Origin of the sequence: Mesorhizobium sp. B4-1-3, assembly GCF_006439355.1 — a bacterium.
Classification (GTDB): domain Bacteria; phylum Pseudomonadota; class Alphaproteobacteria; order Rhizobiales; family Rhizobiaceae; genus Mesorhizobium.
Genome location: NZ_VFTG01000004.1, coordinates 43,069 through 69,755, shown reverse-complemented (window position 1 = coordinate 69,755; position 26,687 = coordinate 43,069). Strand labels below are relative to the sequence as shown.

The 26,687-nt window shown below is 63.2% G+C and carries 22 protein-coding genes and 1 tRNA gene; 12 read left to right on the top strand and 11 right to left on the bottom strand.

From position 1 onward, the window contains the following. The first annotated feature begins 51 nt into the window (after positions 1 to 51). Both FJW06_RS07130 and FJW06_RS07125 read left to right on the top strand, forming a co-directional pair. Positions 52 to 798 (top strand): 3-oxoacyl-ACP reductase family protein, encoded by a 747-nt coding sequence (locus FJW06_RS07130; protein WP_140750053.1) that lies wholly within the window; start codon positions 52 to 54, stop codon positions 796 to 798. A gap of 219 nt (positions 799 to 1,017) precedes the next feature. Next, on the top strand, positions 1,018 to 2,901 hold the full coding sequence (locus FJW06_RS07125; RefSeq protein WP_140750051.1) for a murein L,D-transpeptidase: 1,884 nt from the start codon (positions 1,018 to 1,020) through the stop codon (positions 2,899 to 2,901). A gap of 40 nt (positions 2,902 to 2,941) precedes the next feature. On the opposite strand, the gene FJW06_RS07120 is transcribed toward FJW06_RS07125, so the two are convergent. Both FJW06_RS07120 and FJW06_RS07115 read right to left on the bottom strand, forming a co-directional pair. After that, positions 2,942 to 3,427 (bottom strand): hypothetical protein, encoded by a 486-nt coding sequence (locus FJW06_RS07120; protein ID WP_140750050.1) that lies wholly within the window; start codon positions 3,425 to 3,427, stop codon positions 2,942 to 2,944. A 183-nt stretch (positions 3,428 to 3,610) separates the two neighbouring features. Next, on the bottom strand, positions 3,611 to 3,868 hold the full coding sequence (locus tag FJW06_RS07115) for a PepSY domain-containing protein (RefSeq protein ID WP_140750048.1): 258 nt from the start codon (positions 3,866 to 3,868) through the stop codon (positions 3,611 to 3,613). A 418-nt stretch (positions 3,869 to 4,286) separates the two neighbouring features. Between FJW06_RS07115 and FJW06_RS07110 the strand changes: the two genes are divergently transcribed. Together FJW06_RS07110 and FJW06_RS07105 are read left to right on the top strand one after the other, a co-directional pair. Next, positions 4,287 to 6,068, top strand: a complete 1,782-nt coding sequence (locus FJW06_RS07110; protein WP_140750046.1) for an adenylate/guanylate cyclase domain-containing protein — start codon at positions 4,287 to 4,289, stop codon at positions 6,066 to 6,068. A gap of 118 nt (positions 6,069 to 6,186) precedes the next feature. Beyond that, positions 6,187 to 10,413 carry a cytochrome P450 gene (locus tag FJW06_RS07105; RefSeq protein ID WP_140750636.1) on the top strand — a complete coding sequence of 1,409 codons (4,227 nt, stop codon included), beginning with the start codon at positions 6,187 to 6,189 and terminating at the stop codon, positions 10,411 to 10,413. Positions 10,414 to 10,477: 64 nt separating this feature from the next. Here FJW06_RS07105 and FJW06_RS07100 read toward each other — a convergent pair whose 3' ends face one another. After that, entirely contained in the window at positions 10,478 to 11,161 is a 684-nt protein-coding gene (locus FJW06_RS07100) for a Crp/Fnr family transcriptional regulator (protein WP_140750044.1), read from the bottom strand. Positions 11,162 to 11,693: 532 nt separating this feature from the next. Between FJW06_RS07100 and FJW06_RS07095 the strand changes: the two genes are divergently transcribed. From FJW06_RS07095 to FJW06_RS07090, 3 genes are all read left to right on the top strand, one after another. Continuing rightward, positions 11,694 to 11,957 carry a hypothetical protein gene (locus FJW06_RS07095; protein ID WP_140750042.1) on the top strand — a complete coding sequence of 88 codons (264 nt, stop codon included), beginning with the start codon at positions 11,694 to 11,696 and terminating at the stop codon, positions 11,955 to 11,957. Between the two features lie 98 nt (positions 11,958 to 12,055). After that, positions 12,056 to 12,226, top strand: coding sequence for a hypothetical protein (locus tag FJW06_RS30045; RefSeq protein WP_167449170.1), 171 nt, complete (start codon positions 12,056 to 12,058; stop codon positions 12,224 to 12,226). A 111-nt stretch (positions 12,227 to 12,337) separates the two neighbouring features. Next, positions 12,338 to 12,412 (top strand) — tRNA-Val (locus tag FJW06_RS07090). 66 nt (positions 12,413 to 12,478) lie between these two features. Here FJW06_RS07090 and FJW06_RS07085 read toward each other — a convergent pair. Next, positions 12,479 to 13,159 (bottom strand): phosphoglycolate phosphatase, encoded by a 681-nt coding sequence (locus FJW06_RS07085; protein WP_140750040.1) that lies wholly within the window; start codon positions 13,157 to 13,159, stop codon positions 12,479 to 12,481. A gap of 159 nt (positions 13,160 to 13,318) precedes the next feature. Between FJW06_RS07085 and rpiA the strand changes: the two genes are divergently transcribed. The 3 genes from rpiA to gor all read left to right on the top strand — a co-directional run bounded on the left by rpiA (position 13,319) and on the right by gor (position 16,159). Beyond that, positions 13,319 to 14,014, top strand: coding sequence for a ribose-5-phosphate isomerase RpiA (rpiA, locus tag FJW06_RS07080; RefSeq protein ID WP_140750038.1), 696 nt, complete (start codon positions 13,319 to 13,321; stop codon positions 14,012 to 14,014). A 21-nt stretch (positions 14,015 to 14,035) separates the two neighbouring features. After that, complete coding sequence (locus FJW06_RS07075) at positions 14,036 to 14,653, top strand: DUF2059 domain-containing protein (protein WP_140750036.1); 618 nt, start codon at positions 14,036 to 14,038, stop codon at positions 14,651 to 14,653. 117 nt (positions 14,654 to 14,770) lie between these two features. After that, positions 14,771 to 16,159 (top strand): glutathione-disulfide reductase, encoded by a 1,389-nt coding sequence (gene gor / locus FJW06_RS07070; RefSeq protein WP_140750034.1) that lies wholly within the window; start codon positions 14,771 to 14,773, stop codon positions 16,157 to 16,159. A gap of 110 nt (positions 16,160 to 16,269) precedes the next feature. On the opposite strand, the gene mgtE is transcribed toward gor, so the two are convergent. The 5 genes from mgtE to FJW06_RS07045 all read right to left on the bottom strand — a co-directional run bounded on the left by mgtE (position 16,270) and on the right by FJW06_RS07045 (position 22,983). Continuing rightward, complete coding sequence (gene mgtE / locus FJW06_RS07065; protein ID WP_140750032.1) at positions 16,270 to 17,634, bottom strand: magnesium transporter; 1,365 nt, start codon at positions 17,632 to 17,634, stop codon at positions 16,270 to 16,272. A 280-nt stretch (positions 17,635 to 17,914) separates the two neighbouring features. Continuing rightward, a complete protein-coding gene (locus FJW06_RS07060) occupies positions 17,915 to 19,804 on the bottom strand; it encodes an ABC transporter ATP-binding protein/permease (RefSeq protein WP_181178177.1) in 1,890 nt (629 codons plus the stop codon). A 260-nt stretch (positions 19,805 to 20,064) separates the two neighbouring features. Continuing rightward, positions 20,065 to 20,328: a hypothetical protein gene (locus FJW06_RS07055; protein WP_140750028.1), complete on the bottom strand. Its 264-nt coding sequence runs from the start codon at positions 20,326 to 20,328 to the stop codon at positions 20,065 to 20,067. Between the two features lie 110 nt (positions 20,329 to 20,438). Next, a complete protein-coding gene (locus FJW06_RS07050; protein WP_140750026.1) occupies positions 20,439 to 21,122 on the bottom strand; it encodes a DsbA family protein in 684 nt (227 codons plus the stop codon). Between the two features lie 40 nt (positions 21,123 to 21,162). Further along, complete coding sequence (locus FJW06_RS07045; protein WP_140750024.1) at positions 21,163 to 22,983, bottom strand: extracellular solute-binding protein; 1,821 nt, start codon at positions 22,981 to 22,983, stop codon at positions 21,163 to 21,165. 294 nt (positions 22,984 to 23,277) lie between these two features. On the opposite strand from FJW06_RS07045, the gene FJW06_RS07040 reads away from it, so the two are divergent. After that, positions 23,278 to 23,898: an invasion associated locus B family protein gene (locus FJW06_RS07040; protein WP_040982846.1), complete on the top strand. Its 621-nt coding sequence runs from the start codon at positions 23,278 to 23,280 to the stop codon at positions 23,896 to 23,898. Positions 23,899 to 23,983: 85 nt separating this feature from the next. Here FJW06_RS07040 and hspQ read toward each other — a convergent pair whose 3' ends face one another. After that, a complete protein-coding gene (hspQ, locus tag FJW06_RS07035; RefSeq protein WP_167449172.1) occupies positions 23,984 to 24,307 on the bottom strand; it encodes a heat shock protein HspQ in 324 nt (107 codons plus the stop codon). A 211-nt stretch (positions 24,308 to 24,518) separates the two neighbouring features. Here hspQ and FJW06_RS07030 point away from each other — a divergent pair, with 211 nt between their 5' ends. Further along, positions 24,519 to 25,481 carry an AEC family transporter gene (locus FJW06_RS07030; protein ID WP_140750019.1) on the top strand — a complete coding sequence of 321 codons (963 nt, stop codon included), beginning with the start codon at positions 24,519 to 24,521 and terminating at the stop codon, positions 25,479 to 25,481. Here FJW06_RS07030 and FJW06_RS07025 read toward each other — a convergent pair. Next, entirely contained in the window at positions 25,458 to 26,669 is a 1,212-nt protein-coding gene (locus FJW06_RS07025; RefSeq protein ID WP_140750016.1) for a UbiH/UbiF family hydroxylase, read from the bottom strand. The genes FJW06_RS07030 and FJW06_RS07025 overlap by 24 nt on opposite strands. Positions 26,670 to 26,687 lie beyond the last annotated feature (18 nt).

Here is a 26,687-nt window from a genome sequence, read left to right as displayed (position 1 = left end):
GGCAAGCTTGGCAGCTATTTGTGTATCGATCATTACACAAAGGAGAATCGGATGTCTTCAAATCAGTTGCGCGGCAAGGCCGCATTCGTCACCGGCGGCAGCCGCGGTATCGGCGCTGCTATCGCGAAAAGACTCGCGCGTGACGGCGCGAGCGTCGCGTTGACCTACGTGATGGGCGAAGCGCAGGCGCGCACGGTTGTCGATGAAATCGAGGCAGCCGGCGGGCGCGCGATCGCCATCAAGGCCGATGGGCGCGACGCCCAGGCGATCGAGAGCGCCGTCGACCACGCGATGGATGCGTTCGGGCGGCTCGACATCCTGGTCAACAGCGCCGGCATCTGGCGCGCCGGGCCGATCGACGCCTTGTCGCTCGCCGATTTCGACGAGAGCATGGAGGTCAATCTCAGAGCGCCTTTCGTCGCCTCCAAGGCCGCCGCGCGGTATATGGCGGATGGCGGCAGGATCATCTCGATCGGCAGCAATCTGGCCGAGCGCGTAACGGATCCGGGTCTTAGCGCCTATTCGACCAGCAAGGCGGCGCTGATCGGACTGACCAAGGCTTTGGCGCGCGACCTCGGTCCGCGCGGCATTACCGCCAACATCGTTCATCCAGGCTCTACCGACACCGACATGAATCCGGCCGACGGGCCACATGCGGAGCACCAGCGCCGGAAGATGGCGACGCCGCGTTTCGGCGAGGCTGAGGAGATCGCGGGAATGGTGGCCTGGTTGGCGAGCACTGAAGGACGCTTCGTCACGGGGGCATCGCTGACCATCGATGGCGGCGCCAACGCCTGATTGTTTCCGATACCTTTGCGAGTGCGCCGGGCCCGGAGCGATCGCTGCTTCGGGTCTCACGACGATGTGAAACCGTTCTGCAACACGGCTCCGGAAATTTATGGAAGCTTAACGAAATCAGTATGAATCGGTATAGTCACGTCATACATCCGCCATGCGGAGGGCGGGACCGTCCAGCGGTGCGGAACGGGAACCGGTTTCAACCGGTGCGGGTGAAACATGAAAATCCTCGGGAACAAAAAGGCCGTCCTGCCGATCGCGATCGCGGCGACGCTTGCCCTCGGACAGCAGCCGGCGAGCGCGCAAGGGCTGTTCGACATGCTGTTCGGCGGCGGCATCCGGCACAATCCGCAAGGCGAATTTCCGCCACCGCCCAAGCCGCGCAAGATTCGGCCGAGCGTGCCAGCCGAAGAGGGTGGTGGCGCCAGGATCAGCAGCCCGACCTACAACACCTACAGGGCGGACAAGCTTGTGCGGGTCGATTTCAAGGCGCTGCTGCCGGCGCCGCAGCCGGCGACCGCGCAGGACGCCGCCTTTGTCCCGTCGGTGACGAGCAACAGCTTCCGTGACGCCGTCGCAGGCTTGAGTGACTACGAGTTGTTTGCCGAGCCGGAAATCGCCAAGGCGCTGGTCGCCTATTATTCGGCCAATCCGGATTTCATCTGGGTGAGCGACAACGCTCCCAACAGCAGGGCGCAGGACGCGCTGCGTGTGCTTGGCGAGGCGGCGAGTTACGGCCTGACGCCGGGCGACTACTCCGTCGATGTTCCGGCTGCCGCCAGTTCCGCCACACCGGAAGAGCGGACCAAGGAACTGGCGCGCTTCGAGATGGCGCTATCGGCGCGCGTGCTGCGCTATGCGCATGATGCCCAGAGTGGGCGTGTCGACCCAAACCGAATGACCGGTTATTATGATTTCCCGGCCAAGCCCTTCGATCTGGAAGGCGCGCTGAACACACTGGCGCATACCCAGGAGGTCCGCACCTATCTCGAATCGCGGCACCCGCAGAATGCCGAATACCAGGCGCTGCGGGTCGAACTGGAAGCGCTCGAGGCCAGCGAGGAAAACGAGATCGTCGTCGATCCCAAATTGCTGCTCAAGCCCGGCGAGAGCAGTCCCGAACTGCCGAAGTTGCTGACGCTGATTTCGCGCAATCTCGACGATGAGATGGGCGGCAATTACGGCGAGGTGCTCGCCAGGCTTGGCAAGAGCGAGCTCTACGATCCCGAGCTGGTGCCGGTGATCAAGGCCGTGCAGCAGCGCGCCGGCATGAAGGGCGATGGCGTCATCGGCCCGCGCACGGTGGCTTCGCTGGCCGGCACGTCGAAGGCCGACAAGATCGAGAAGGTCATGGTGGCGCTCGAGGAATTGCGCTGGATGCCATCGGATCTCGGCAGCCCGCGCGTCTTCATCAACCAGCCCGCCTTCACCGCCAGCTATATCGACAACGGCGAGGAAAAGCTGAAGACCCGCGCGGTCATCGGCCGGGTCACCAACCAGACCGCCTTCTTCTACAACCAGATCAAGCAGGTCGACTTCCATCCCTATTGGGGCGTGCCGCAGTCGATCATCGTCAACGAGATGCTGCCAAGGCTGCGCAGCGATCCCGGCTATCTCGACCGCGCCGGCTACGAGGTGACGGATGCACGCGGCAAGCGCATTCCCTCCTCTGAGGTCGATTGGGGCGCGTATGGCGCTAAAATCCCCTTCAGCGTGCGTCAGCAGCCGAGCGAGGCCAACGCACTGGGCGAATTGAAGATACTCTTCCCCAACAAGCATGCCATCTACATGCACGATACGCCGCAGAAGTCGTTCTTCGCACGCGACATGCGCGCGCTCAGCCACGGCTGTGTCCGGTTGCAGGATCCGCGCGGCATGGCCGCCGCCGTGCTCGGCACCACGGTCGACGACATCGCTGAGAAACTGAAGCACGGCCATTCGACCGAGAATGTCACGCGTGTCATCCCGGTCTATGTCGCTTATTTCACCGCATGGCCGGACATGTCGGGCAAAATCGAGTATTTCGACGACGTCTATGACCGCGATTCCAAGCTGATGCAGGCGCTGGACGCGACCGAAGCGGTGCGCACGCCGTCAAGCTGAGCGCTTTTACTTTCAAGCAATTCCGGACGGAAAAACCGCTTCACACTTTTCCTGGAATTGCTTTGATCAACGGCCGGCGGAGGCCGGCGTCGCGCCCGGTAACCAACCAGTAGACCAGGCCGGCCACCAGGCCGGCGCCGGCGATGATGCCCATATCGGCCCAGCGTTCCGGGTCATCGGCAGTGTCGCGCCAGACCAGCATGAAACCGGCAGCCGCGGCGGCGGCGCCGAAGACCATGTGCAGCCAAAAGTTTCGTAGCGAGAAGAACTCGGCGATCAGGGCAAAGACCAGCGTCTGCATCCCCGTCAGGATGATCGTCAGGAAATAGACGAACATGCCGAGCGGTGGAACAATCAGCACGGCGACGGGCGTGAACTCCATAAGCCCGAAATACGCCGGCGCATTGGGCAGCGAGCTCAATACCGCGTAGATCACCACCACGGCGATCAATCCGACGAGCACAGCGACCAGATAGCCGACAAGCACCATCAGGATGCGCTTCAGGACGTAGCCGATCTTTGCCATGCACCCCCGTGCCCGCAATCATGGCGAGCAGTCAGCCACCAAAGGTTTATCGATGCAAGCGTGGTCCGCCGCACCGGGTTTCGCGCGCGGCGAAGGAGTGTTGAGCACCAAGGCACCGAGGTGGGACACTGGCGGGCAGGGGCTTGTATGCTCGGTAGACTTGGCGGAACGCTGAGGCACAGGCTATTTGGGTTCGCCGGTCACGGGGTCATAGGTGATTTGAACCTTGGCCTTGTCCGTCGTGTAGTAGGTGATGGTGTAGCCGTCGCTGTCCCAATCGACTTCCTTCACATAGCGGAAGTCGGTGCGGTGCTCGACCTTGGCGAGGATTTCCGAGAGCTTCTTGGCATTCTGCGGGGGTAGTGCCTTGTCATCCGCCGCGAAGGCCGGTCCGCCGGCCAGGAAGACCGCGATACCGGTTGCCAAGACAACAGCGCGCATGAGAGCCCTCAAATCTCGTGTTGGCAGATGCGGTCAGAAACTCGCACCTGGGCAGGTTGGTTCCGCCACGTAAGAATAACGCTTGCCGAAGCGTTTGCCTCAATGCAGCCAATCCACGTTCGGCAGGACCCAGTTTAGGAATCGCTTGGCGCAAAAGGTCCTTTGATTCAAAGGGTAGAGGTGTTGTCCGGAAGTGTTGCTCGATGTAACGAACGACTAACCATGCGCCGGATGGGGAGTTTGTCATATTAGCTGTTCGTAGTAGAGCTTTCGGCAAGACCCTGATAGAGTTCTGGTCATAACAGGGTGGCAATGGCGCGCTGGACCTGCCGGGGATATCCATCGGCAGACGGCGACGTGTTTCTTTTGAGCGCAGGTCGCCTGTTCTGGACTGGAAGCGGGGACTGGGGGCTCGATCATGGCTGAACGGAACTATACCCGTCAGCTTGCGACAATCATTTCAATCGACGCCGTAGGGTTCTCCCGGCTGATGGGCATCGACGACGAGCTCGCCGTCGCCGCCTTCGAGGAGAGGCGCGACATCATCGCCGACAGTTGCGGCGCCTTTGGCGGGCGCACGTTCGGCGATGCCGGCGACAGCATCATGGCCGAATTCGGCACCCCGATCGAAGCCTTGCGCGCGGCCTTCGATTTCCAGGACCGGATCGTGGCGCTGAATGCCGCGGTCGCCCAGGACATGCGCATGCCGTTTCGCGCCGGGATCAACACCGGCGACGTCATCGTCCGGGAAGGCCGGCTCTACGGCGACGACGTGAACATCGCAGCCCGGCTCCAGGAATTCGCGCCGCATGACGGCGTCGCCATCTCGGCCACGACATGGCATCACGTGAAGGACAAGACGTCGGCCGTCTTCACCGATCTCGGCGAATTCAGCCTGAAGAACATCGCCCTGCCGGTGCAGGTCCTGATCGCGGGCCGCGGCAGCAACGGCCCCGTGGCGGCGGCTTCCTTCGCTTCCATCCCCGTCGCGCCCGGCCATTACCGGCCGATCGCCAAAGGCCCGCCTGCAGTCGCCGTGCTGCCGTTCCAGGGCAACGGGAGCGAACCCGATGTCGGCTATATGGCCGACGGCATCGCCGAGGACATCATATACGGGCTTTCCAACACGCGCTGGCTTTCGGTCATCGCCAAGGGGTCCAGCTTCCAGTTTCGCGACGACAGCCTGGGCACGAGGCTCATCGGCAATGCGCTCGGCGCGCGCTATATCGTCGGCGGCACGCTGGCGCGCTCCGACAGGCAGATCCGCCTCAATGCATCGCTCACCGACACCTCGAACGGGCGCCTGGTCTGGTCGCAACGCTTCGACCGCGATCTCGTCGACATCTTCAGCCTGCGCGACCAGATCGGCAGTGAGATCGTTTCCATCCTCGACAAGGAGGTCGATCGCGCCGAGCAGGCGCGCACGTTCCAAGTGCCGTGGGAAAGCCTCGAAACCTGGCAATTGGTCAGGCGTGGCCGCTGGCACATGAACAGGCGTACCCGCCGCGACACCGACATCGCCCTCGACTTCTTCGACAAGGCCTATCAGGAAGATCCGAATTCGAGCGCCGTGCTCAACGAGCTCGCATGGTGGTATTTCTGGCGGGCATGGCTGCGTTTCGGCGACAGTGACGATCTCGAGAAGGTCGAGACGCTTGCGCGCAAGGCGCTGCTGATGGACAGCCTCGATTCGCGCCCCCATGCCTATCTCGGGGCAGCCGACATCATGCGCGGCCTGCCGGCATTGGCGGTCGAGCACCTTGCCGAGGCGATCCACATCAATCCGAGCTTTGCCTTCGCCCGCTCGGCCATGGGCAGCGCACATTTGCTGCTTGGCGATGCGACCGGCGCGATACCGTTCTTCCTCGACACCGAGCGGTTGAGCCCGTTCGACCTCTATCGCTTCCACAACCTGGGAGAACTGGCCGCGGCCTATTGCTTCGTCGAGGACTGGCCGGCCGCGATCGCCACCGCAGAGCGCTCGCTCAACCTGTCGCCAGGCTACTTCTACGCCAGGTTCCTGAAGATAGGGGCGCTGATGAGAAGCGGCCGGCGCGACGAGGCGGCGCGCGAGCTTGCGATTTTCATGACCAGGCATCCCGATTTTTCCGAGCAAAGGATACGTTGGATACCGTTCGCGGACCCGGCCAAGAACAAGTTCCTGATCGGCAATTTCGACCTGGCCAAGTCTGCCGGATGATTGTCGGGGCCGACATTAAATGACTGTGAATGGGTTCACATACGCCGGACCGATGCAAACCTAGGCCAGAACAACGCCGGCATCGCATTGACGTGGACAGCCGGGGGGCTTGAACGCGATGATCACCTTGAAATACTTCGCCGCCGTCCGCGCTGCTCAGAAGAGCCAGCGTCCCGTCGCCGAGATGCCGCCTTTCGACATCAACCGCCTGCGCTCCAAGGACGGCATCGCTTCCCGCATCGCCGGTTTTCTTCTTGGCGATCCGCGCTGGCTGCTGGCGCTGCTGCGCCGTTTCTGGCCGAATCTCGGCTTCGGCAATTTCCTGCTCGTCACCAAGGGCGCGGATGTGCGCGACATATTGGAGCGGGGCGACGAGTTCGAGACGCCCTACGGGCCGGAAATGGCCGAGCTCGCCCGGGGCTCGAATTTTATTCTCGGCATGCAGGACGGCGCCGCGTACCGGCAGATGAAATCGGCGGTGCTGAGCGCGTTCCCGCCAGCGGAAGTCGAAGCCATCGTCCGGCCGATCGCCGAGCGCCATTCGCGCGATATCATGACCCGCGCCAGCCCTGGTTTCGATGCCATCGCCGGGTTGATGAAGATCGTGCCGGTGCGCATCTGCCGCGATTATTTCGGCCTCGAGATCGACGACGAAACCGAGTTCGCCGACTGGTCGATCGCGCTCAGCGCATTGTTCTTCTCCGACCCGACGGCAAACCCCACCACGCGCCAGCTTGCCGTGGTCGGCGGTGATCGCCTGATCAAGGTCATAGACCGCTCGATCGCCGCGATCAGGGAAAGGGCGGGCAGGGACGACCGGCCGCTGGCCCGCCTCGTGGCGTTGATGGACCAGGGGCGGCTCTCGCTGCCCGACATCCATTCGATCATGCTCGGCATGGTCGCCGGCTTTGTGCCGACCAACGTGCTCGCCAGCGGCAACTGTCTGGATGTGATCCTGTCGCGAGCCGATGCGCGACAGGCGGTGGATGCAGCTATCGCGGCCGGCGATACCGGCAAGCTCGACCGGTCGATCATGGAGGCCATGCGCTTCAAGCCGATCTGGATCGGGCCGTGGCGCTACACGCGGCGTGACGCGGTCATCGGCAAGGGCACGCGCCGCGAGCGTTTGGTCAAGGCCGGAACGGTGGTGATGCCGGCGACGCTTTCAGCCATGTTCGATCCGGAGATCGTGCAGCGGCCGAACGAGTTCGATACGTCGCGCCCGCATCGCGACTACATGGTGTTCGGCTACGGCATCCATCTGTGCATCGGCGCAGAGATCGCCCGCATCCAGATCGGCGAATGTGTTCGTGCCCTGTTCAGCAAACCGAAGCTGGCCTGCGCAAGGGGCAGGGCCGGCAAGATGATCAATGTCGGCGCCTATCCAGCGAGCCTCAAAGTCGATTTCGAGCGCTCGCCGCTTTGCCGCACCGCCGAACAGTCGATGGTGACGGTGGTCTGCCCGATCACCCGACCGATGCCGCTCGACGCGGTGCGCGACAAGGTCGCGGATCTCGGCAATCCGGCGATCGGCGAGATCCGCGCCGCGCTCGACGAGGTCGGCACCATTCATTTCACCAGCCTGGCCGTCGTTCCGACCGGCAAGGACGAGAAGACGGGGACCGAGACCGGCGCGTTGGTGCTCGAAATCTCGGGCGACGGCAGCACCGACGAGGTCATCGCCGCCGTCACGCAATCGATCGGGCATCGGCTGCAGCCGATCTTCAGGGATGTCTGCGGCCTGCCGGATGGCGGGTCGCTGGAGGACTTCCTGAAGAAGAACCATATCGAGATATCGCCCTCCTTCGGCAGCGCCGCCGGGCTGGTTTTCTCGGGCACGCCGGGACATTCCGTGCGGCGGATCCTGGCGGAGGCCAAGCTCGCCGACAGCGTGCGCGAGATCGTCGAGAAGCCGCGCGTAGGCAACGGCAATGCGATGGACGTACTTGCCGAGGCGCGCCTGCATGTCCGCTGTCTCGGGCAATTCGGCTGGGCGTTCGAGCCCGCCGAAAGCTTGCTGGAACGACCGGCGGGCCACTGGGCCCGCGCGTTGACGACGACGTTGCTCACTCCGGCGATGTTCGCCACCGTCGCGCTCGTCGTTCTCGCTTTTTGGCGCATGACCTATGTGCTCGTGTTCGGCAATCCGCATGGCGTCACTTTCGCCAATATCGCGATCGCCGGGGCGGCGCTTCTGCTTTCGGTGCTCGGCCTGCTGGCCATTCTCCTCCTGTTCCTAGGCCTTTGCTTCCTGGCGCTGAGGCGGCTCGAGGACAAGGACCGGCCGGCGAACACCCCGGTCGATATCGGCGCGCTCGAAAAGATCCTCGCCAAGGAGGATCACACCGCGCAGAATAACCTGACGGCGATCTCGACGATGAAGCCTGGGATCTTGAGGCGGCTCGCGCTGAGGCTCACCTTCTATCTCATCTCGATATCGGCGCAGAAAGTATTCCGTCCGGGCTTCCTAGCCACCATCAACACCATTCATTTCGCCCGCTGGGTGTTGTTGCCCGGCACGGACAGGCTGGTGTTCTTTTCCAATTACGGCGGCAGCTGGGAAAGCTATCTCGAGGATTTCATCGCCAAGGCCGCGGCCGGCCTGACCGGTGTGTGGAGCAACACTGAAGGCTATCCGCGCACGCGCTGGCTGTTCCTCGACGGCGCGCGCGACGGCGATCGCTTCAAGCGCTGGGCGCGGCGCCAGCAGGTGCCGACGCTGTTCTGGTATAGCGCCTATCCGCATCTCAACACCACGCGCATCCGCATCAACTCCAGGATCAGGCGGGGCATCGCTTCGGCCACCGGCAACGAGGCGCGCGACTGGCTAAGCCTGTTTGGCTCCCTGCCGCGCCCGCAAGCGCGCCCGGCGGACACGACCAGCTTGCCCGAACCGGCGTCCGCCCCGCTCGAAGAGCTGGAATCCGGGGAAATCCAGTCGATCTTCTTCGGCCCATTCGGTGCGCTCGGTCACGCGCATATGCTTGCGATCGAAGTGCCGGATGGTTTGCCGGCAGCCAAGCGCAAGGCGTGGCTCGATTTCGTCATCGACAAGACCAGCTTCGGCGACGGCGTGCCGGCCGGCCGTGCCATGACGGTGGCGTTCGGCCCCAACGGCCTGCGCCGGCTCGGGCTTCAAGGCGGCGTCGACGACGAGCCGTTGGATACGTTCCCGGTCGCTTTCCGCCAAGGCATGGGGACGCCCGAGCGCAGCCGCATCCTCAACGATACCGGTCCCGACGCTCCCGACAAATGGCAATGGGGCTCGCCCAAGAATCCTGTCGACCTCGTCATCGTCTGCTACGCCGAGACGCCGGCCGCGTTGAAAGCCGAAATCGCGGCCATGAAGCGACAGACGACGGGTGCCGGCATGTCCGTGACCACCGAGCTGCCGCTGCTGGTGAAGCGCGACGGCAAGCGGGCGGTCGAGCATTTCGGTTTCGTCGACGGCGTCTCGCAGCCGATCGTACGGGGCACGGCGCGCGCCGCCAAGGGAGCCGCGCCCATGCATCTCGTCGCGCCCGGCGAGTTCCTGTTCGGCTATCGCGACGAGCATGGCTTCTACCCGGCTTCGCCATCGGTCGAGGCGGCGCTGGACCGCACCGGCATCCTGTCGCAGGTGCGGCGCAACCGGCAGATCCCGGGGCAACCGCCTCCGCCGCGCGATTTCGGCCGCAACGGCACCTTCCTCGTCGTGCGCCAGTTCGAGCAGCATGTCGAATTGTTCGACGATTATTGCCGGCAGGCGGCCGTTCGGGCCTCCGGCGAAACCGGCGATGCAGCCATTACACCGCGCTGGGTGGCGGCAAAGATGCTCGGCCGCTGGCAGGACGGCAGCTCGCTGGTGCGCAACCCGAACGGGCGTCCGGGCCGCGGCATCGACAATGATTTCGCGCTCGGCGCCGAAGACCCGCAGGGGCATGCTTGTCCGCTCGGCTCCCACATACGCCGTTCCAATCCGCGCGATTCGCTGGGCGAGGATCGCGAGACGCAGATCAGGATCGGCAAGCGCCACCGCATCCTGCGCGTCGGCCGCACCTATGAGAAGAAGGGCAAAGGCGGGAAGACAGAGAAGGGACTGCTCTTCATGTGCCTCAACGCCGATATCGAACGCCAATACGAGTTCATCCAGCAGACCTGGGTCTCATCGAACTCGTTCCAGGGCCTTGTGGGCGAGACGGATCCGACAATCGGCGCGCGGCGTGGCGGCGGCCGGTTCTCGATCCCTTCCTGGGAAAAAGTCACTGTGCTCAAGGATGTGCCGCAGTTCGTCACCACGAGGGGCGGCGGCTATTTCTTCATGCCGAGCCGCTCGGCGCTGCGCTATATGATCTCGCGGTTGTGATCTGATGCGGCTGGTCGCTTCGTCGAGACGAGAGAAACCCGGCGAGGTCGCGGAATCCGAACGCTCAGTCGTCGTCCTGCGATTCGGCGATGTGGTTCAGCGCGGCGAGATTGGTGATGCGCAACCCGCCGCGCTTGATGGCGATCATCTGGCGGTTGCGCCAATCGTTCAGCGTCTTGTTGACGGATTCGCGCGTCGCGCCGAGGAACTCGCCGAGTTCCGACTGCGAAATCGGAATCCAGCCGGCGCTGTCGGCCATGACGCCGCTCAGGAAAACCAGCCGCTTTGCCAGCCGGGCCTCGATGCCGAAAAAGGCCTGGTCGCCCAGTTCACCGCTGACCCAGCGAAGTCTCGCGCACAGCAACTCGATCATCGCGCGTGCGAGAGGCGGGTTTTTCTCCATGCGGTCAAAGAGTTGTGTCCGGCTCAGCGAAACCAGCTCGCAGGCGGTGAGGCAGATGGCGGTCGCGGTGCGCGGGCGCCCGTCGAGCGCCCCGATCTCGCCGACCAGGCTGCGCGACAGCTCGATATTGGCCACCAGCTTCTGCCCGCCCGGCGAATAGATCGAAATCTCGACGGTGCCGCTCATCACGCCGTAAATGCGGTCGGACGCATCCTCCTGGACGAACAAATGCTGGCCGGCGGCATAGCGCTCCAGCTTGCAGCCCGCGAACAGCAGGTCGAACTGGCGCGGGTCTATGCGCGCCAGGCGCGGCAGGTTCCTGTCGTCCGCGCCGTTTGTAGCCATGATACGATTCCGCCTCTCGTTGAGCGGAAATTGTAGGACAAGTGCGTGCTCGATCAAAGCGTCGTCTCCTTTTGTGGTGGCTGACCGAATTCGGCAGGGCGGACAGGAGGTCTGATGTCACGCCCGACACGCCGAATTCGGACAAGCCGGCAAACTGCAAGGAGACCGGGCGCAATGGCGGTTGCGGGCCGATCCTTCGAAACGCCGTCCGCGCGCTTGGGTGGGAGGCGCCCATGCGCGCAGACAGCAAATCTGAAAATGGCTAGGTGATCGAAATTTCTCATCGAGAATCCGATGCAATATCTGCGCGCAAATCCTGTTCGGTGTATGTGAAGGCGCTCACAGATATGCATGTCCGCGGGAGCGACTGTCGTGTCTGAAATATGTGGGTTCATGACTCGGTCGCCTTTGCTTTGAAGACAGGCTGCATGATTGCCTAGTCGGCAAAGAGCTCAATCGAAGCATGGCAGAAACCTTGGCTTGACTGGAGCGGACGGTCGGCGCCATGGCTGGTTTTGGGGAGAGGCACGCCGTGGCGGCCGCGAAGGGACTCCTTGTAAAGGTTCATGGCGACGGCGCGGGCCTCGCGATGCGAGGCCGGCCGCCCCGGATTGGCGGGATCGAAGCAGAGGCCGGCACGCTCACCAGCAATCGCGGCCATGGCACCGGCACGCTCAGCCTGCTTGCCGGCAACAAGCTCGACGGCACGTCGCCGCATTGGCCGGGTTTCACCGATTTCGTCGGTGGCGCGGCGCGCGGGCCAGGCGGACTGTGGGTGGAAGTGGACCTAGCCTGACAGTCCGCAACGAGCGGATTGCGAAAAAACGAAAACCGCTCTATGGAGCGAGCGGCTGAATGAGGGCGGCCACTCAACACATTGCACAAGGTCGCCCCATGCCCGATGCCTTCTCCCGCGTCATCGCCTTCCTTGCCGTGGTCACGGCCCTGTTGTTTGCCGGGCTGCATTTCCACCAAGGCCACATCATCGCCACGCTCTATTTCATGACCGGCGCCGTTCTGGTGACGGCCGTGACCCGGATGAATGTGAGGAGGGGGCTGATTTAGGCGACGGCGTGATCGAGGTTTGAAGGCCTTGAAAGATCGTCTGTAGATCGCCTTGACTTCGAGAGCCTGGCTCCCTTATATCGCGGCTCGCTTGGCCTTCGGGCAACAAGCGGGCGATTAGCTCAGCGGGAGAGCACACCCTTCACACGGGTGGGGTCGCAGGTTCAATCCCTGCATCGCCCACCATCCAACCTTCTGAAAAGGTTGGATGATCTCACGAATCCCACCAAATTTAGCTCAGTGGTCGCAAACCTAGCGCGCCGCCGCGATCAGCCGCTCCGCCAGGTCCGGCGTCAGCGTGTCGAAATGCGAGATCACCAGCGTCGGTTCGAATTCGCGCACATGGCGGTCGGTGTAGCCGAAATCGACTGCGACCACGGGAATGCCGGCCGCCTTGGCGGTGTCGATGTCGGTCTGCGAATCGCCGACCATCACGGCGCTGTTCGGATCGCCGCCGGCCAGCCTGATCGTCTCGGTCAGATGGCGCGGGTCGGGCTTGCGGAAGGCGAACGTGTCCTGGCCGCAGATCGCGGCAAAATAGCTCGACATGCCGAGCGCGCCGATCAGCGTCGCGGAGTTCGCTTCGTATTTGTTGGTGCAGACCGCCATCAGGTAGCCCGCGGCCTGGAAACGATCGAGCGCAGCGATGACCCCGGGGTAGGGGCGGGATTTTCCGGGAATGTTCAGCGTGTAGTGGTCGAGGAACAGCTTCAGGAGCCGGTCGTGCTCCTCGGCCGCCAGCGCCTTGTTCTGCGCGGCATGCGCGCGTTCGATCATGACGCGCCCCCCATGGCCGACGAAGCGCCTGAAGCCCGCTTCATCGACGGCGGCGAGATCGCTTGCCGCCAGGCTGTGGTTGAGACTGTCCAGCAAATCCGGTGCCGTATCGATCAGCGTACCATCGAGGTCGAAGACAATGATCGGGCGGGTCATGGGCTGTCCTGCAACAATTGCGTTGCCGCAGCCGATACAGGCTGGCCAGGGTTCAAGCAAGGAGCCTCGATCGGTCCACAGAGCCTTTAACGAGGGAGCCTTTGACGGGGCAGGCAAAAATGCTAGGAGGCCCGCGAGACCGGCGAAATCGGGGTTCCCATGCATGCAAGGCAGTTGAAGGTCGAAGCCGCGCGGGCCGCGCTCGCCCATGTCGGCAGCGGCATGCGGCTCGGCATCGGCACCGGCACCACGGCGGAAGAATTCGTGCGGCTTCTGGCCGAGAAGGTCGCGACCGGCCTCAAGATCATCGGCGTTCCGACCTCGGAGCGCACCGCGGCGCTCTGCCGCGAGCTCGGTGTGCCGCTATCCACGCTGGAGGACACGCCGGAACTCGACCTTACCATCGACGGCGCCGACGAGGTCGATCGGGACCTGACCTTGATCAAGGGCGGCGGCGGCGCGCTGCTGCGCGAGAAGATCGTCGCGGCAGCGTCCCAGCGCATGATCGTCATTGCCGACAAATCCAAGCTGGTCGAGACCCTCGGCCGGTTCCCGCTGCCGATCGAGGTCAATCAGTTCGGCCTGCGCGCCACCGAGATCGCGGTTCGAGCCACCGCGGCAAAGCTCGGCCTTTCCGGCCTGGTTACATTGAGGATGACGGGGGGCCAGCCATTTGTTACAGACGGCGGCCACTTTATCCTCGATGCATCTTTTGGCCGCATTCCGGATACAAGAGCGCTTTCGAATGCTCTCTTCGCCATTCCAGGCGTTGTCGAGCACGGTCTATTCATCGGGCTGGCGTCAACGGCCATCATTGCCGGCGGCGACGGTATCGAAACCGTCCATGCAGCCTGAAACCAGGGAGTTCTACCGACCATGATGTTGCCTAAACGAGTTCGCCGCCTTTCGATGTTTCTGGCGGCCTCGGCCGTTCTTGCGCTGTCCTCGCCGGCGTTTGCGCAGGACGTCAGCGAATCGCACCTGAAGGCGGCGCGCGCAGCCGTCGCTGCGATCCATGCGACGGACACGTTCGACAACATCCTGCCGCAGGCTGCCGGCGCGCTCGAAGCGCAGCTTATCCAGAAGAATCCCGACATGCAGGAGTTGATCGGCAAGACCGTGGCCGAGAAGGCGCTCGCCCTTGCTTCGCGCCGCGCCGATCTCGAAAAGGAAGCAGCCCTTGCCTATGCCAAGGTGTTTTCCGAACAGGAGCTCAACGACATAGCCACCTTCTACAGCTCGGAAGCCGGCAAGAAGCTTCTGGACAGCGGCCCCGCGGTGACGCGCGACCTCGTGAAGGCCGCCGACATCTGGCAGAACGGTGTTGCCCGCGACCTGGCGCAGCAGGTCGGCGAGACGCTCGCGGCCGCAGCCAAGGCCAAGGCGCCGGCAGCACCGTCTCCGGACGCCACGGCGCCCGCCGACGGCGCAGCTCCGGCAGACAATTCGGCTCCCGCCGACAATTCGGCCCCTGCGGACGACTCGCAGAACTGATCTGCGTCGACCGGCCCATGGCCGCTGGACCACAAAGCCCGGGTTTCCCGGGCTTTTCTTTTGTGGTTTTGCAGCCTACCTGTGACCCGTCCTTCTCATCCCCAGGAGCCCGTCGCGATGGCCGCTTATGACTATGATCTGTTCGTCATCGGCGGCGGCTCGGGCGGAGTGAGAGCGGCCCGGGTGGCGGCAGCCCTCGGCAAGCGGGTCGCCATCGCGGAGGAGTACCGGTTCGGCGGCACTTGCGTCATCCGCGGCTGCGTGCCGAAGAAGCTCTACGTCTATGCTTCGCAGTTTCCCGAACATTTCGCCGACGCCGCCGGCTATGGCTGGACCGTGCCCGAGGCGAGCTTCGACTGGCAGACGCTGGTCGCCAACAAGGACAAGGAGATCGCGCGGCTCGAAGCGGTCTATAAGAAGAATGTCGAAGGCGCCGGCGGCGAGACCTTTCATTCGCGCGCGGTGCTCGTCGACCCGCATTCCGTTTATCTGGTCGCGGAAGATCGCACCGTCAACGCGGACCAAATCCTGATCGCTACCGGCGGCAGGCCCGCGCCGCATCCGGCACTGTCAGGCCACGAATACTGCATCTTCTCCAATGAGGCCTTCGATCTCAAGGAACTGCCGAAGGCGATCATGATCGAGGGCGGCGGCTACATCGCCGTCGAATTCGCCAATATTTTCCACGGCCTGGGCGTCGACACCACGCTCGTCTATCGCGGCCAGGAGATCCTCAGCCGCTTCGACATGGATCTGCGACGCTCGCTGCACGAGACGATGGAGAAGAAGGGGATCAGGATCCTCTGCCCCGCGGTTTCGGAACAGGTGCGCAAGACCCCGGAGGGCAGGCTGGACGTGCTGTTGTCGTCCGGTCAAACCCTGACGGTCGACCAGGTGATGCTGGCGATCGGGCGTATTCCCAACACCGAGAATATGGGCCTGGAGGGCGTCGGCATCGAACTCAGCAAGACGGGCGCGATCGTCGTCGACAAATATTCGCGCACCAGTGTCGACAACATCTGGGCGATCGGGGACGTCACCCATCGCGTGCAACTGACGCCGGTCGCCATCCACGAGGCGATGTGCTTCATCGAGACCGCCTTCCAGGACAATCCGACCGCGCCGGACCACGACACCATTCCGACGGCGGTGTTCTCGCAGCCTGAGATCGGCACCGTCGGCCTGTCGGAAGACGACGCGATCAAGCGCTTCCCCGACGTCGAGATCTATCGCGCGTCGTTCCGTCCGATGCGGCACACGCTGTCCGGCCGCGACGAGAAGATGCTGATGAAGCTGGTGGTCGACGGCGCGTCTAGGAAGGTGATCGGCGCCCATATTCTGGGCCCCGACGCCGGCGAGATGGCACAGCTTCTCGGCATCCCGCTGAAAGCCGGCCTCACCAAGGACGATTTCGATCGCACCATGGCCGTTCATCCGACCGCGGCCGAGGAACTGGTGACGATGTACAAGCCGACCTATCGCGTGAAGAACGGCGAACGGGTTTGATTGTAGCATGGGGTCGCCAGCGACGCCGGCGACCCCAAACTGTCTCTAAGTCTTTGTTTTTGCGCAATTCCTGACGGAAACCGCTACACAGTTTTCCTGGAATTGCTTTTTTAAAGCAGTGTGCCGCGCAGGATCAACAGCGCCACCGAGAAGTAGATCACCAGCCCGGTGACGTCGACGAGCGTGGCGACGAACGGCGCCGAGGCGCTCGCCGGGTCGAAGCCGATGCGCTTCAGCGCGAAGGGCAGCATCGATCCCGACAGCGAGCCGAAGGTGACGATGCCGATCAGCGCCGCGCCTACCGTCGCGGCGATCAGCATCCAGTGCGGACCGTAGTCGTAGAAGCCGAAATACTGCCAGAGCGCGATGCGGCAGATGCCGACGATGCCGAGGATCGAGCCGAGCACCACCCCGGTCGGCAGCTCGCGCAACGCCACCCGCCACCAGTCGCGTAACCCGATCTCGCGCAGCGCCAGCGCGCGGATGACGAGCGACGTCGCCTGCGAGCCGGAATTGCCGCCGGAACTCATGATCAGCGGGATGAACAGCGTCAGCACGATCGCCTTTTCCAGTTCGCCCTCGTAGCTCTGCATGGCGTTAGCCGTCAGCATCTCGCTGAGGAACAGCGCACAGAGCCAGCCGGCGCGCTTCTGGATCATAGCGAGGAAGCTCATCTTCATATAGGGCTCGTCCAGCGCCTCCATGCCGCCGAAGCGATGCACGTCCTCGGTCGTCTCCTCGATCATCGTGTCGATGATGTCGTCGACGGTGACGATGCCGAGGATCCTGCCGTGATCGACGACAGGCAGCGCGAGCAGGTCGTATTTCGAGATGGTCTGCGCCAGGTTTTCGCGATCGGTGAGCGGCGTCACCGTCACCGGCACGCGGTCGGGCGCCACCGACAGGATCGAATCCTCCGGGTTGCCGGCGATCAGCCGGCGCAATCCGGTCGAACGCAGCAGGAGCTGCGTGTCCGGATCGACGATGTAGATGGCGTAGATGGTTTCACGCGTGCGCTCGACCTTGCGGATGTAGTCGAGCGTGCGGCCGACGGTCCAGTCGGAAGGCACGCTGACGAATTCCGTGGTCATGATCGAGGCGGCGCTGCCTTCCGGATATCCCAGGATGGACAGTAGCGTAGCGCGCAGCGGCGGCGCCAAGGCGCCGAGCAGCTCCGAGCGGGCCGGTTCGTTCAGCTCGCGCAAGATGTCGGCGGCGCGGTCGACCGACATCGCGGTCAGGAGCTTGCTCGCCTTCGGGCGCGGCAGGGCCTCGGCAAGCTCTGGTGCTGCCTCGAGTTCCGGCTGGTCGAAAATCTCGACCAGCCGCTCGAACGGCACGGCGCAGAGCAGCTCGATGGCTGTCTCACGAGGCTCGTGGTTGAGGGCTTCGACGACGTCGGCGACGTGATCGTTGGCAAGAACACGGGCGACGGCGACGGCTTCGTCGTCCAATACGGGTGCGAATTCGTTCATGGCTCACTCCTTGCCGTCCGGCAGGACGTGAGCCATCAGGTCACGTCAGGGCGGACGGCGGTTGCGTTCGACTGTGACTGTCGCCAGGCATGGCGGGTTGACCTTTCTGCTCGCGGGGTTCGAGTTGGAAATCAGCGAGCGCGCGCAACATAGGAGCGCATTTTGCCGAGTCAATCGCGAAGGGCGCTGAAAATGGATGCGGGGAGGCCGGATCGCGAGACTGTGATCGACGACAGCCCGGGCCGGGCCACGGCCGCCGGTCAAAGGCTTGGTATAACTTCTATTTCTGCTTCAGCCGGCGGAAGCGCAGCCACTTGTCCTCGACCGGCTGCGGCTGGGCGAGAATGGTGGTGAGCTCGCGCGGGAGGCTCGGCGCCATCGGCTTCTTGGTGGCGACGCCGTCGGCGATCGAAACCACGCTGTGATAGAACTCTTCGCCGGAAAGCGAGCGCGGCGCCACCGCCTCGTGCATGACGCTGATGACGGTGACGTTCGCACAATTGTCCTTGATCGCTTGGTGGAACGCGATCTTGCCCTCCGGATCGAGCGCGCCGGTCGCCTCGTCGAGGAACAGAAGCCCCGGCTGCTGCAGGATGATGCGCGCGACCACCAGCTTCTGCTTCTGGCCGCCCGAAAGCACCTGATCCCAGATCTTGCCCTCGCGGCTCTCGTCGGCCAGGTGCCCGATGAAGTCGCCGAGACCGGCCTTATGCAAGGCTGCGGCGACCTGCGTGTCACTATGGTCGTTTTCTGAACCCGGCAGGCAGACGAGCTGCTTCAGCGAGACCTGCTGCAGCTTCACCTCCTGAGCGGCGTAGAAGCTCGTCACGCCCTCGGGGAAGACGATGGTGCCACGGCCGTAGGGCCACAGGCCGTTGATCGCCTTGATCAGCGAAGTCTTGCCGCAGCCGGACTCGCCCTTGAGGAAGGTCCATTCGCCGCGGCGGAAGCGCAGATTGGCGGCGCTTAGGAAGGGTGTCGCGTCCTCACCCTGATGCGCCAGCTCAAGCCTCTGGATGGTCAGGCCGAACACCGGGTTTTGGATCGCGTAGCTGAAGTCGGAGCGGCCGGTCTGCTGATAGAATTCCTGCGGATGCTGGACGTTTTCGATGGCATTGGCGAGTTCGGTCACGCGCTGGCTGTTGGCCCTGAGCGTCGCGATCGCCGGCATCACATGGATGAACCACGAGCACTGGCTGATCAATTGGGCGACCATTTCGGAGCCGGTGATGTAGCCTTTGTAGTCGAGACGGTTATGGATGAACGACAGCAGGCCCGGAGCGTAGGCAACGATACGTGCGCCGACGAAATTGTAGATCAGCTCGAACGACGTGTAGCTGGTGTTGACAATGTTGAGACGCCCCCACGTCTTGTCGATATCGACATAGAGCCTGTCATGCATCGACTTCTGCACGCCTTCGCCATGCGAGGCGGCGACATGGAAGCTGCGGCGCAGGAACGTCGTCAGCTCGCTGCGGTAGCTGCCCTCGGCCTGCTGCATGCGCACATTGAGCCGCTCGAGCAGTCGTCCGAGCTTGACGGCGATCCAGGTGTTCAGCGGCACGTAGGTGGCGACGGCGAGGAAAGCCAGGACCGCCGTGCCGTAGCTGCCCAGGAATTCCAGGCCTTTGACCTCGACCGATGACCCGATCAGGTTTTCGCCGATGAAATAAAGCGACGTCGCCACGCCTAGGACACCCATGGCGAGACCGATGGCGCCGCCGGTCATGTCCTTGATCGATTCCTGAATGCGCTGGTCAATGTTGTCGGGGGCGACAATGCTGCCGGCGACCGAGCCGTGCTGCGCATGGAAATGGGTATGGTTGCCGTCGAGCAGGGCCTGGTTGAACTGGTTGTTCAGCCAGCCCCGCCATTTGCGGTGCAAGGTCGTCGAAACGAGATTGCGCACCCCGGTGAAGCCGGCATCCTTCAATACCACCAGCAGCACCAGTATGCCGGCATTGGTCAGAATGGTCTGCAGCGGATGGGGGTTGGCGGCGTCATGGAGGAAGGCGATCGAATTGCCCAGCTCGCCCAATGCCAGGGCAAACCAGACACCGGCCTTGCTTGAGAGAGCGGTCAGCAGCGCGATGACGAGGGTTAGGGTCCAGGCTTCCTTCCACCGGTCGGAGAACCAGTAGGCTCGCATCAGTCCCCAGAATGTACGCATCGACGATACCGGCGTCAGGGGCGAGGTCTTCGCCTCGCTGGATGTTTGCTCCGGTACTGTACGTTGCGGTCTACCGACCTCAATCACGATCCCGCCCAAACCTTTCTTAGTTTATTACATAGGGTAACACCAATTGATCATTTTCCATTAATTTTCTGGCGGAGAATGTTAACGGGGTTACCCGCCGTGGCGCGTGGGCAACAGAAAGCGGGTGCAGGCGGATCGCCGATCGCGGTGATTTCATCTTTTATTCCAGTGCGTTAAAGGCGGTTGAGCCAGCGGGCGCGGACCTTCCCCCAGGGAAGCAAAAAACACGGGTTTGTGAACGAAAAAGAGGCCCCGATCGGCCGAAACGGCTGCTGCTCGGTGACCGGAATGCCCGAAAATTTGCCGTCGGTGAGCTCTTCAGGCTTGCTTGATTCGTCTTTTCCCGAGCCACTGAAATGACTGGAGATGGTCTTTGCGGCAGCGTCGTATTTGTCGATCACGATCTCGCCGGTGGCGAAACGGACATGACCGACCATGGCGCGTCTCCAGGGCGATTCACTAGATCGTGTGTGCCGGGCCGACTGTTAAGTCGGCAATCCAGGAAAAGTACGCGACGGCTCCGCGCGAAATTGCGTAGATGGAGCACTCAACCTGCGGCGGTTTCCAACTCGCCGCGCGCCTTGGCTTGGGCCACCTGACGGATCGCATCGGCAAGCGTGTCGGCATCCTGCGCGCCCATCACAGCGTATTTGCCTTCGAGCAGGAAGCAGGGCACGCCGGTGATGCCCATGCGCGAGGCGGTGGAGATCTCGTTGCGGACGGCATCGACATCGGCGTCGGTCGGCAGCAGCGTCTCGACCACCGACGCATCCATGCCGGCCTCGCCGGCGGCCTTCACCAGCACGGCATGGTCGCCGATATTGGCGCCTTCCTCAAAATTCAGCTGGAAGAGGCGGCGCACCAGCCGGTTCTGCACGTCCTCGCCCGCGGCGCCCGCCCAGCGGATGACGCGGTGCGCGTCCAGCGTGTTGGCGGCGACCTTGATGGCGCCAAAGACAAAATGGATGCCCTCGGCTTCGCCGAGCGGCTCGATGCGCGCGTGGATCTCGCGGATGCGTTCCTCGCTGCCGAACTTGCCGAGCATGTACTGGCGACGATCCATGCCTCCCGAAGGGATGGTCGGATCGAGCTGGAACGGCCGCCAACGGACATGCACGTCGACGCCGCCTGCTGAAGCAATGGCCTTATCAAGGCGCTTCTGGCCGATGAAGCACCAGGGGCAGACGACATCGGACACCACATCCACTGTGATGGAGTTCTCGGCGCTCATGCTCGTCTCCTGCTTGGTTTCGGATCGGGTTGGGCTGGCTTCAGTTCGGCTTTCGCCACCAGGTCGGCAGCTGATAGCCGAATATGGGGGTCTTTTGCGGATGTTCCAGATAACTCCAGTAAGCGAGCCATTGCTGGGTGTTGTATTGCATCGGCACGATGTAGTTGCCGGAGATCAGCAACCGGTCGAGCACGCGCACCGCCGCGACATAGTCTTCCTTGGTGCGGGCATTCAGCATGGCGTCGATCGCGGCGTCGATCGCGGGATCAGCGACGCCTGCGAGATTGAACGATCCTTCCGTTCTCGCCGCGACCGACCCCCAACGACCGAGCTGCTCGCTGCCGGGCGACAGCGAATTGCTGAAGCCGCTTGTCCCGATCAGCACTTCGAAATCGTAACGCTGCTTGCGCGACTGGATCTGGTCGCCGTCGAGGGCGCGGATGCCGACGTTGATGCCGATCTTTTCCAGCGTGCGCTGGTAGATGGCAGCCAGCCGCTCCTCATCCTGCGAAGAGGTCAGGATTTCGAAGCCGAAAGGATTTCCCTGCGGGTCGAGCAGCTTGCCGCCCTGGAGGTGGAAACCGGCGCCCTTAAGCAAGTCGAAGGCGGCCTTGAGCACCTTGCGATCCTGGCCCGAACCGTCCGTCACGGGCGGGCGCCAGGTGCCGTCCATCACATCCGGCGGCACGCGGCCGGGGTAGGGAGCAAGCAGCGCCTTTTCTCGGTCGTCGGCCGGATGGCCGAGCGCGGACAGCTCGGAATTCTGCCAATAGCTCATGGTACGGTTGAACTTGCCGCCGAACAGGTTCTTGTTCGCCCATTCGAAGTCGTAGAGCATGCCGAGCGCGCGGCGAACCACGGGATCGGCGAATTTCGGCAGCCTGGTGTTGAACAGAAAGCCGGTCACCACCGGGGGAATGCCGGTGTTGAAATATTCTTCCTTCACATCGCCCCTCCGGAACGCCGGAAAGTCGATGTCGCGCTCGCGCTTGACCGGATCGGTCTCGTCGTCGAGGGCGCAGATGCCTTTCTTGAACGCTTCCGTCTTGGCATTGGCGTTGAGAAAATACTCGATAGTGACCTGGTCGAAATTGTCGAAGCCACGCTTGGATGGGACGTCCTTGCCCCAATAATCCGGATTGCGCTTGAAGACGATACGCTGCCCCGGCAACACCTTGTCCACGGTGTAGGCGCCGCTGCCGATCAGCGGCTTCAGCGTGGTCTTGTCGAAGGTGTCCTTGTCGAAGGCGTGCTTGGGAACGATCGGCGTCAGCGCGACGATCAGCGGGAATTCACGGTTGGCCTTGTCGTTGAAGGTGAATTTCACGCTGTGCTCGCCGGTCTTCTCCAGCTTGCCGATCATGCTCATGCGGTCGCTATAGGGTGGGCGGCCCTTGTCCTTGAAAACGTCGTAGGTGAACAGCACGTCATCCGGTGTCACCGGCTGCCCATCCGACCATTTTGCATTGGGATTGAGATGGAACTCTATGCTCTTGCGCTCCGGATCCATGTCGGCGCTGTCGGCCAGCAGCCCGTAGAGGCTGAAAGGCTCGTCATAGTTGCGCTGCATCAGCGGCTCGAAGACGAGATTGCCGTAGACCGTATCGATCATCCCGCGCGCCGTGGTGCGCAGGCTTTTCAGGATGAAGGGGTTGAGGTTGTCGAAGGAGCCGACGACGCAATAGGTGACGCTTCCGCCTTTCGGCGCATCCGGATTGACGTAGTCGAAATGCTTGTAGTCGGGCGGCAGCGCCGGTTCGCCCTGCATGGCGATACCGTGCTTCGGCTCCGACTGTGCCGGAAGGAGCGAAAGAGCCAGAAACGACGTCGCGGCGATCAGCCGAACGAGAACGCGGTCCATGACCGTCTCCTTGCCGGGCGGCTTTGTGATTCGCCGTGCACCGTAGAGCATTTCGCCATCCGATTGAATCGGCGCGCCAATGGAAATCGGGTTCAGCCGCTGCATCGCCGATCGCACTCTTCCCGCGGACACCAAACCGCAAAGAAATCGCGGAAACCGGGCTGGATTCGACGCCGCTGGCAGTGTAACACGCGCTCCGAAGTCATCCTGTTGCCTCATTTGGGCAACAGGTAGCTGGACCACACGGCACGAAGAAGCCGGTCCCCGGGATCATTTGAGAGGAAAGTGCACCATATGACGATCAACGCGTACCGCCTTTCGGTGCTGGCCGCAGGCGTGGTCGGCGTTCTGGGCGCCGGGCTTTTCACCGCCTCGGCCCAACAGCAGCCGCAGATTCCTCAGGGCTGGTTCAAGGCCTGCACCAAGCAGGAAGACGTCGACATCTGCAATGTGCAGAACATCGTCACCGCCGGGAACGGACAGCTCGTCACCGGCGTCAGCCTGATCGAGCTCAAGGGCAAGGTGAACCGCAAGGTCTTCCAGGTCACGGTGCCGACCGGCCGCCTCGTTCCTCCGGGCATCGCGCTGCAGATCGATTCAGGCAAGGCGCAGAAGCTCGATTATGTGATCTGCTTCCCGGATCGTTGCGTGGCGGAAGTGCCGCTGAGCGACCAGCTCGTCGCTTCCTTCAAGAAGGGGCAGGGCATCACGCTCACCTCGATCAACTTCCAGAACCAGCCGAACCCGATCAAGATCGCGCTCACCGGCTTCAGCGGCGCCTATGACGGCCCGCCGCTGCAGCAGTCGGACATCGAGGACCGGCAGAAGAAGCTGCAGGACTTCGTCGCCAAGAACAATCAGGACTTCGCCAAGAAGCTCAAGGACGAGCAGGACAAGGCCAAGACCGCGAACTGATCGCCGGAGCATCGTCTGGAAACAAAAAGCGGGGCAATTCGCCCCGCTTTTTGTCGTCCACGTTGTGCGCCCTGGGTGACGCGCTTCAGTGCTTCGACTGGCGCTTCGGCTCGTAACGGCCGTCCGGCAGCTTGTCGAACATCTCGCCGATCTGCGGATGCCTCACCGGCTCGCCCGACCGGTCCTCGAGCAGGTTCTGCTCGGACACATAGGCGATGTATTCGGTGTCCGAGTTTTCCGCCAGAAGATGGTAGAAAGGCTGGTCCTTGCGCGGACGCACGTCGGCGGGAATGGCCTCGTACCATTCCTCGGTGTTGGCGAATTCGGGATCGACGTCGAAGATCACGCCGCGGAACGGAAACAGCCTGTGGCGAACCACTTGCCCGATCGAGAATTTGGCCGTCTTCATCACGTTCACCACTTAGGTTCCGAGGCGCCTTCGTGGCTGCGCACAAGGCGCCTAAGACCTTGAATTTACACGTCACGCAGCCAAAAATCGACCCCGACTTTCGGCTTGGGCCTATTTGGCGCAGGCACTGCCGCAATTCAATAGCCAAGTCCTTGACCTCGGACGAAACAACGGGCTAGCCCGCGCGGGAGTTTTCCCGTTCGGGCGAAAAATGTCTGACGTCATCGGCCTCGTCCTTCCGTTCTTCGGCATGATCTTCATCGGTTTCCTGGTGGCGCGCATCACCAGGCAGCCGCTGGAGGCGCTTGGCTGGATGAACACGTTCATCGTCTATGTCGCGCTGCCGGCCCTGTTCTTCCAACTGCTCGCCAAGACACCCTTCGAGCAGTTGACGGAATGGAGCTTCATCCTGGGCTCGCTCATCGCCACCTACGGGATATTCACGTTGATGTTCGCCTGGTCGGCTATCGTTTCCCGCGGTGGCATCGCGCAGGCGACGATCACCGCTCTTGCCGCGGCTTACGGCAACATAGGTTATATGGGGCCTGGTCTTGCCGTGCTGGCGTTCGGCGAACAGGCCGCGGTGCCCGTGGCGCTGATCTTCTGCTTCGAGAACATCGTGCATTTCACGGTCGCGCCGATGATGATGGCGCTGTCGGGCAAGGAGAAGGCGCCGCCGCTCAAACTGGCGCTCGGCGTCCTCAAAAAGATCGCGCTGCATCCCTTCATCATTGCGACGGCGCTTGGCGTCGGCGCCGCCTATGTGGAGTTCCGCCCGCCGCTGCCTGTCGATCGTTTCCTCGACTATCTCGCACGCGCGGCCGCGCCTTGCGCTTTGTTTGCCATGGGCGTGACGCTGGCGCTGAGGCGGCTTAACCGCGTTCCGCACGAGCTGGCATTGATCGCCGGGCTGAAGCTGATCGTCCATCCGCTGCTTTGCTATGTCGTGCTGAGCTGGATCGGCAATTTCTCGCCGACCTGGGTCTTCTCCGCCATGCTGCTCGCGGCGCTGCCGACGGCGACCAATGTCTTCGTGATCGCGCAGCAGTACGACGTATGGGTGCAGCGGGCCTCGGCCAGCGTGCTGATCACGACATGCTTTTCGGTGGTAACGGTGACCGCGCTGCTCTACGCGATCCGGCACGGAATCCTACCGGCCGACCTCTTTCCTTAGGCCGCCGGCAATGGCGCGAAGGCCGCTGCCCGGCCGCAATCCCTCGCGCATGAAGAAGGCGCGCAGCGGGGCGAAGCTGCCCAGCGCATTGAGGCCGGCGCTGCGCGCCAGTTGCGCCGGCAGCATATCGGACAAGAGCGACATGTTGAGCAGGTTCACTGCGCCGCTGCGCGCCCATATGTCGGGTCGGCGCCTCGTGTCATAGGCGGCGAGGGTCCGGCGCGATCCGGGATCGCTGCTGTTTTCGCTCGCGATTCCAATCAGATCTTCGACATCCCTGATGCCGAGGTTGAGGCCTTGCGCCCCGATCGGCGGAAACACATGCGCCGCTTCGCCGACCAGCGCCACCCGGTTTTGCGCGAAGCGGCCGGGCGAGGCCGCCGACAACGGATAGACCTGCCTGCCCGGCTCGACCGAGACCCGGCCGAGCATCGATTGCATCTGTTCCTCGACACGCGCCGACAGGGCTGCATCGTCGAGCGCAGCAAGCTCCTGCGCCGTCTGCGGCTTCACCACCCAGACAAGACTTGAGCGCTTGCCGGGCAGCGGCACCTGTGTGAACGGCCCCGTTTCGGTGTGGAATTCGGTCGAGACGAAGCCATGCTCGCTGCGGTGGCCGAAATTGAGGACAAGCGCCGACTGCGGATAGGACCGCGCGAAGGCGCGAATGCCGGCGGCTTCCCGCGCCGGAGACAGACGTCCATCGGCCGCGACCGCGAGCGATGCCGAGACTTCGCTGCCGTCGGCCAGCCTTGCACGGGCCTGGTCGCCGTCAAGGCTCCAGGACTCGACGGTGGATTTCAGCCAATGAATGCCGTCATGAGCTGAAACGGCCCCGGCGAGAATGGGGATAAGAGCCTTGTTCGGCAAATTGAGCCCGAACTGTTCCTCGCCGATCTCGCTGGCGCGGAAGGTTACGGTTGGGCTGCGGATCAGTCGCCTTGTGGCGTCGACGATGCGCATCGCCTTGAGCGGCGCGGCCTGGATCCTCAGTTCGGCAAGGACGCCCAGCCGCCCAAGGACCTTCAGCGCCGGATTCATGAGCGCGGTGGTGCGGCTGTCGGCGCTGTTGGCCTCGGGACCGACCAATGTCACCTCGAAGCCGGCCCGGGCAAAGCCGAGGGCCGCGATCAGGCCGGCCGGACCGCTGCCGGCAACCAGGATGCGCGCTTTGTCGTTGTGCTCCACGCCAGGCTTCCAGAATGC

Excerpts from the sequence above, each read along its gene's own strand:
- FJW06_RS07105 (WP_140750636.1), top strand. The coding sequence starts at position 6,187 with ATGATCACCTTGAAATACTTCGCCGCCGTCCGCGCTGCTCAGAAGAGC.
- FJW06_RS07045 (WP_140750024.1), bottom strand. The coding sequence starts at position 22,983 with ATGGACCGCGTTCTCGTTCGGCTGATCGCCGCGACGTCGTTTCTGGCT.
- FJW06_RS07110 (WP_140750046.1), top strand. The coding sequence starts at position 4,287 with ATGGCTGAACGGAACTATACCCGTCAGCTTGCGACAATCATTTCAATC.
- FJW06_RS07030 (WP_140750019.1), top strand. The coding sequence starts at position 24,519 with ATGTCTGACGTCATCGGCCTCGTCCTTCCGTTCTTCGGCATGATCTTC.
- FJW06_RS07040 (WP_040982846.1), top strand. The coding sequence starts at position 23,278 with ATGACGATCAACGCGTACCGCCTTTCGGTGCTGGCCGCAGGCGTGGTC.
- FJW06_RS07085 (WP_140750040.1), bottom strand. The coding sequence starts at position 13,159 with ATGACCCGCCCGATCATTGTCTTCGACCTCGATGGTACGCTGATCGAT.
- FJW06_RS07130 (WP_140750053.1), top strand. The coding sequence starts at position 52 with ATGTCTTCAAATCAGTTGCGCGGCAAGGCCGCATTCGTCACCGGCGGC.
- hspQ (WP_167449172.1), bottom strand. The coding sequence starts at position 24,307 with ATGAAGACGGCCAAATTCTCGATCGGGCAAGTGGTTCGCCACAGGCTG.
- FJW06_RS07125 (WP_140750051.1), top strand. The coding sequence starts at position 1,018 with ATGAAAATCCTCGGGAACAAAAAGGCCGTCCTGCCGATCGCGATCGCG.
- FJW06_RS07100 (WP_140750044.1), bottom strand. The coding sequence starts at position 11,161 with ATGGCTACAAACGGCGCGGACGACAGGAACCTGCCGCGCCTGGCGCGC.
- FJW06_RS07060 (WP_181178177.1), bottom strand. The coding sequence starts at position 19,804 with ATGCGTACATTCTGGGGACTGATGCGAGCCTACTGGTTCTCCGACCGG.
- FJW06_RS07120 (WP_140750050.1), bottom strand. The coding sequence starts at position 3,427 with ATGGCAAAGATCGGCTACGTCCTGAAGCGCATCCTGATGGTGCTTGTC.
- FJW06_RS30045 (WP_167449170.1), top strand. The coding sequence starts at position 12,056 with ATGCCCGATGCCTTCTCCCGCGTCATCGCCTTCCTTGCCGTGGTCACG.
- FJW06_RS07050 (WP_140750026.1), bottom strand. The coding sequence starts at position 21,122 with ATGAGCGCCGAGAACTCCATCACAGTGGATGTGGTGTCCGATGTCGTC.
- FJW06_RS07075 (WP_140750036.1), top strand. The coding sequence starts at position 14,036 with ATGATGTTGCCTAAACGAGTTCGCCGCCTTTCGATGTTTCTGGCGGCC.
- gor (WP_140750034.1), top strand. The coding sequence starts at position 14,771 with ATGGCCGCTTATGACTATGATCTGTTCGTCATCGGCGGCGGCTCGGGC.
- FJW06_RS07115 (WP_140750048.1), bottom strand. The coding sequence starts at position 3,868 with ATGCGCGCTGTTGTCTTGGCAACCGGTATCGCGGTCTTCCTGGCCGGC.
- FJW06_RS07055 (WP_140750028.1), bottom strand. The coding sequence starts at position 20,328 with ATGGTCGGTCATGTCCGTTTCGCCACCGGCGAGATCGTGATCGACAAA.
- rpiA (WP_140750038.1), top strand. The coding sequence starts at position 13,319 with ATGCATGCAAGGCAGTTGAAGGTCGAAGCCGCGCGGGCCGCGCTCGCC.
- mgtE (WP_140750032.1), bottom strand. The coding sequence starts at position 17,634 with ATGAACGAATTCGCACCCGTATTGGACGACGAAGCCGTCGCCGTCGCC.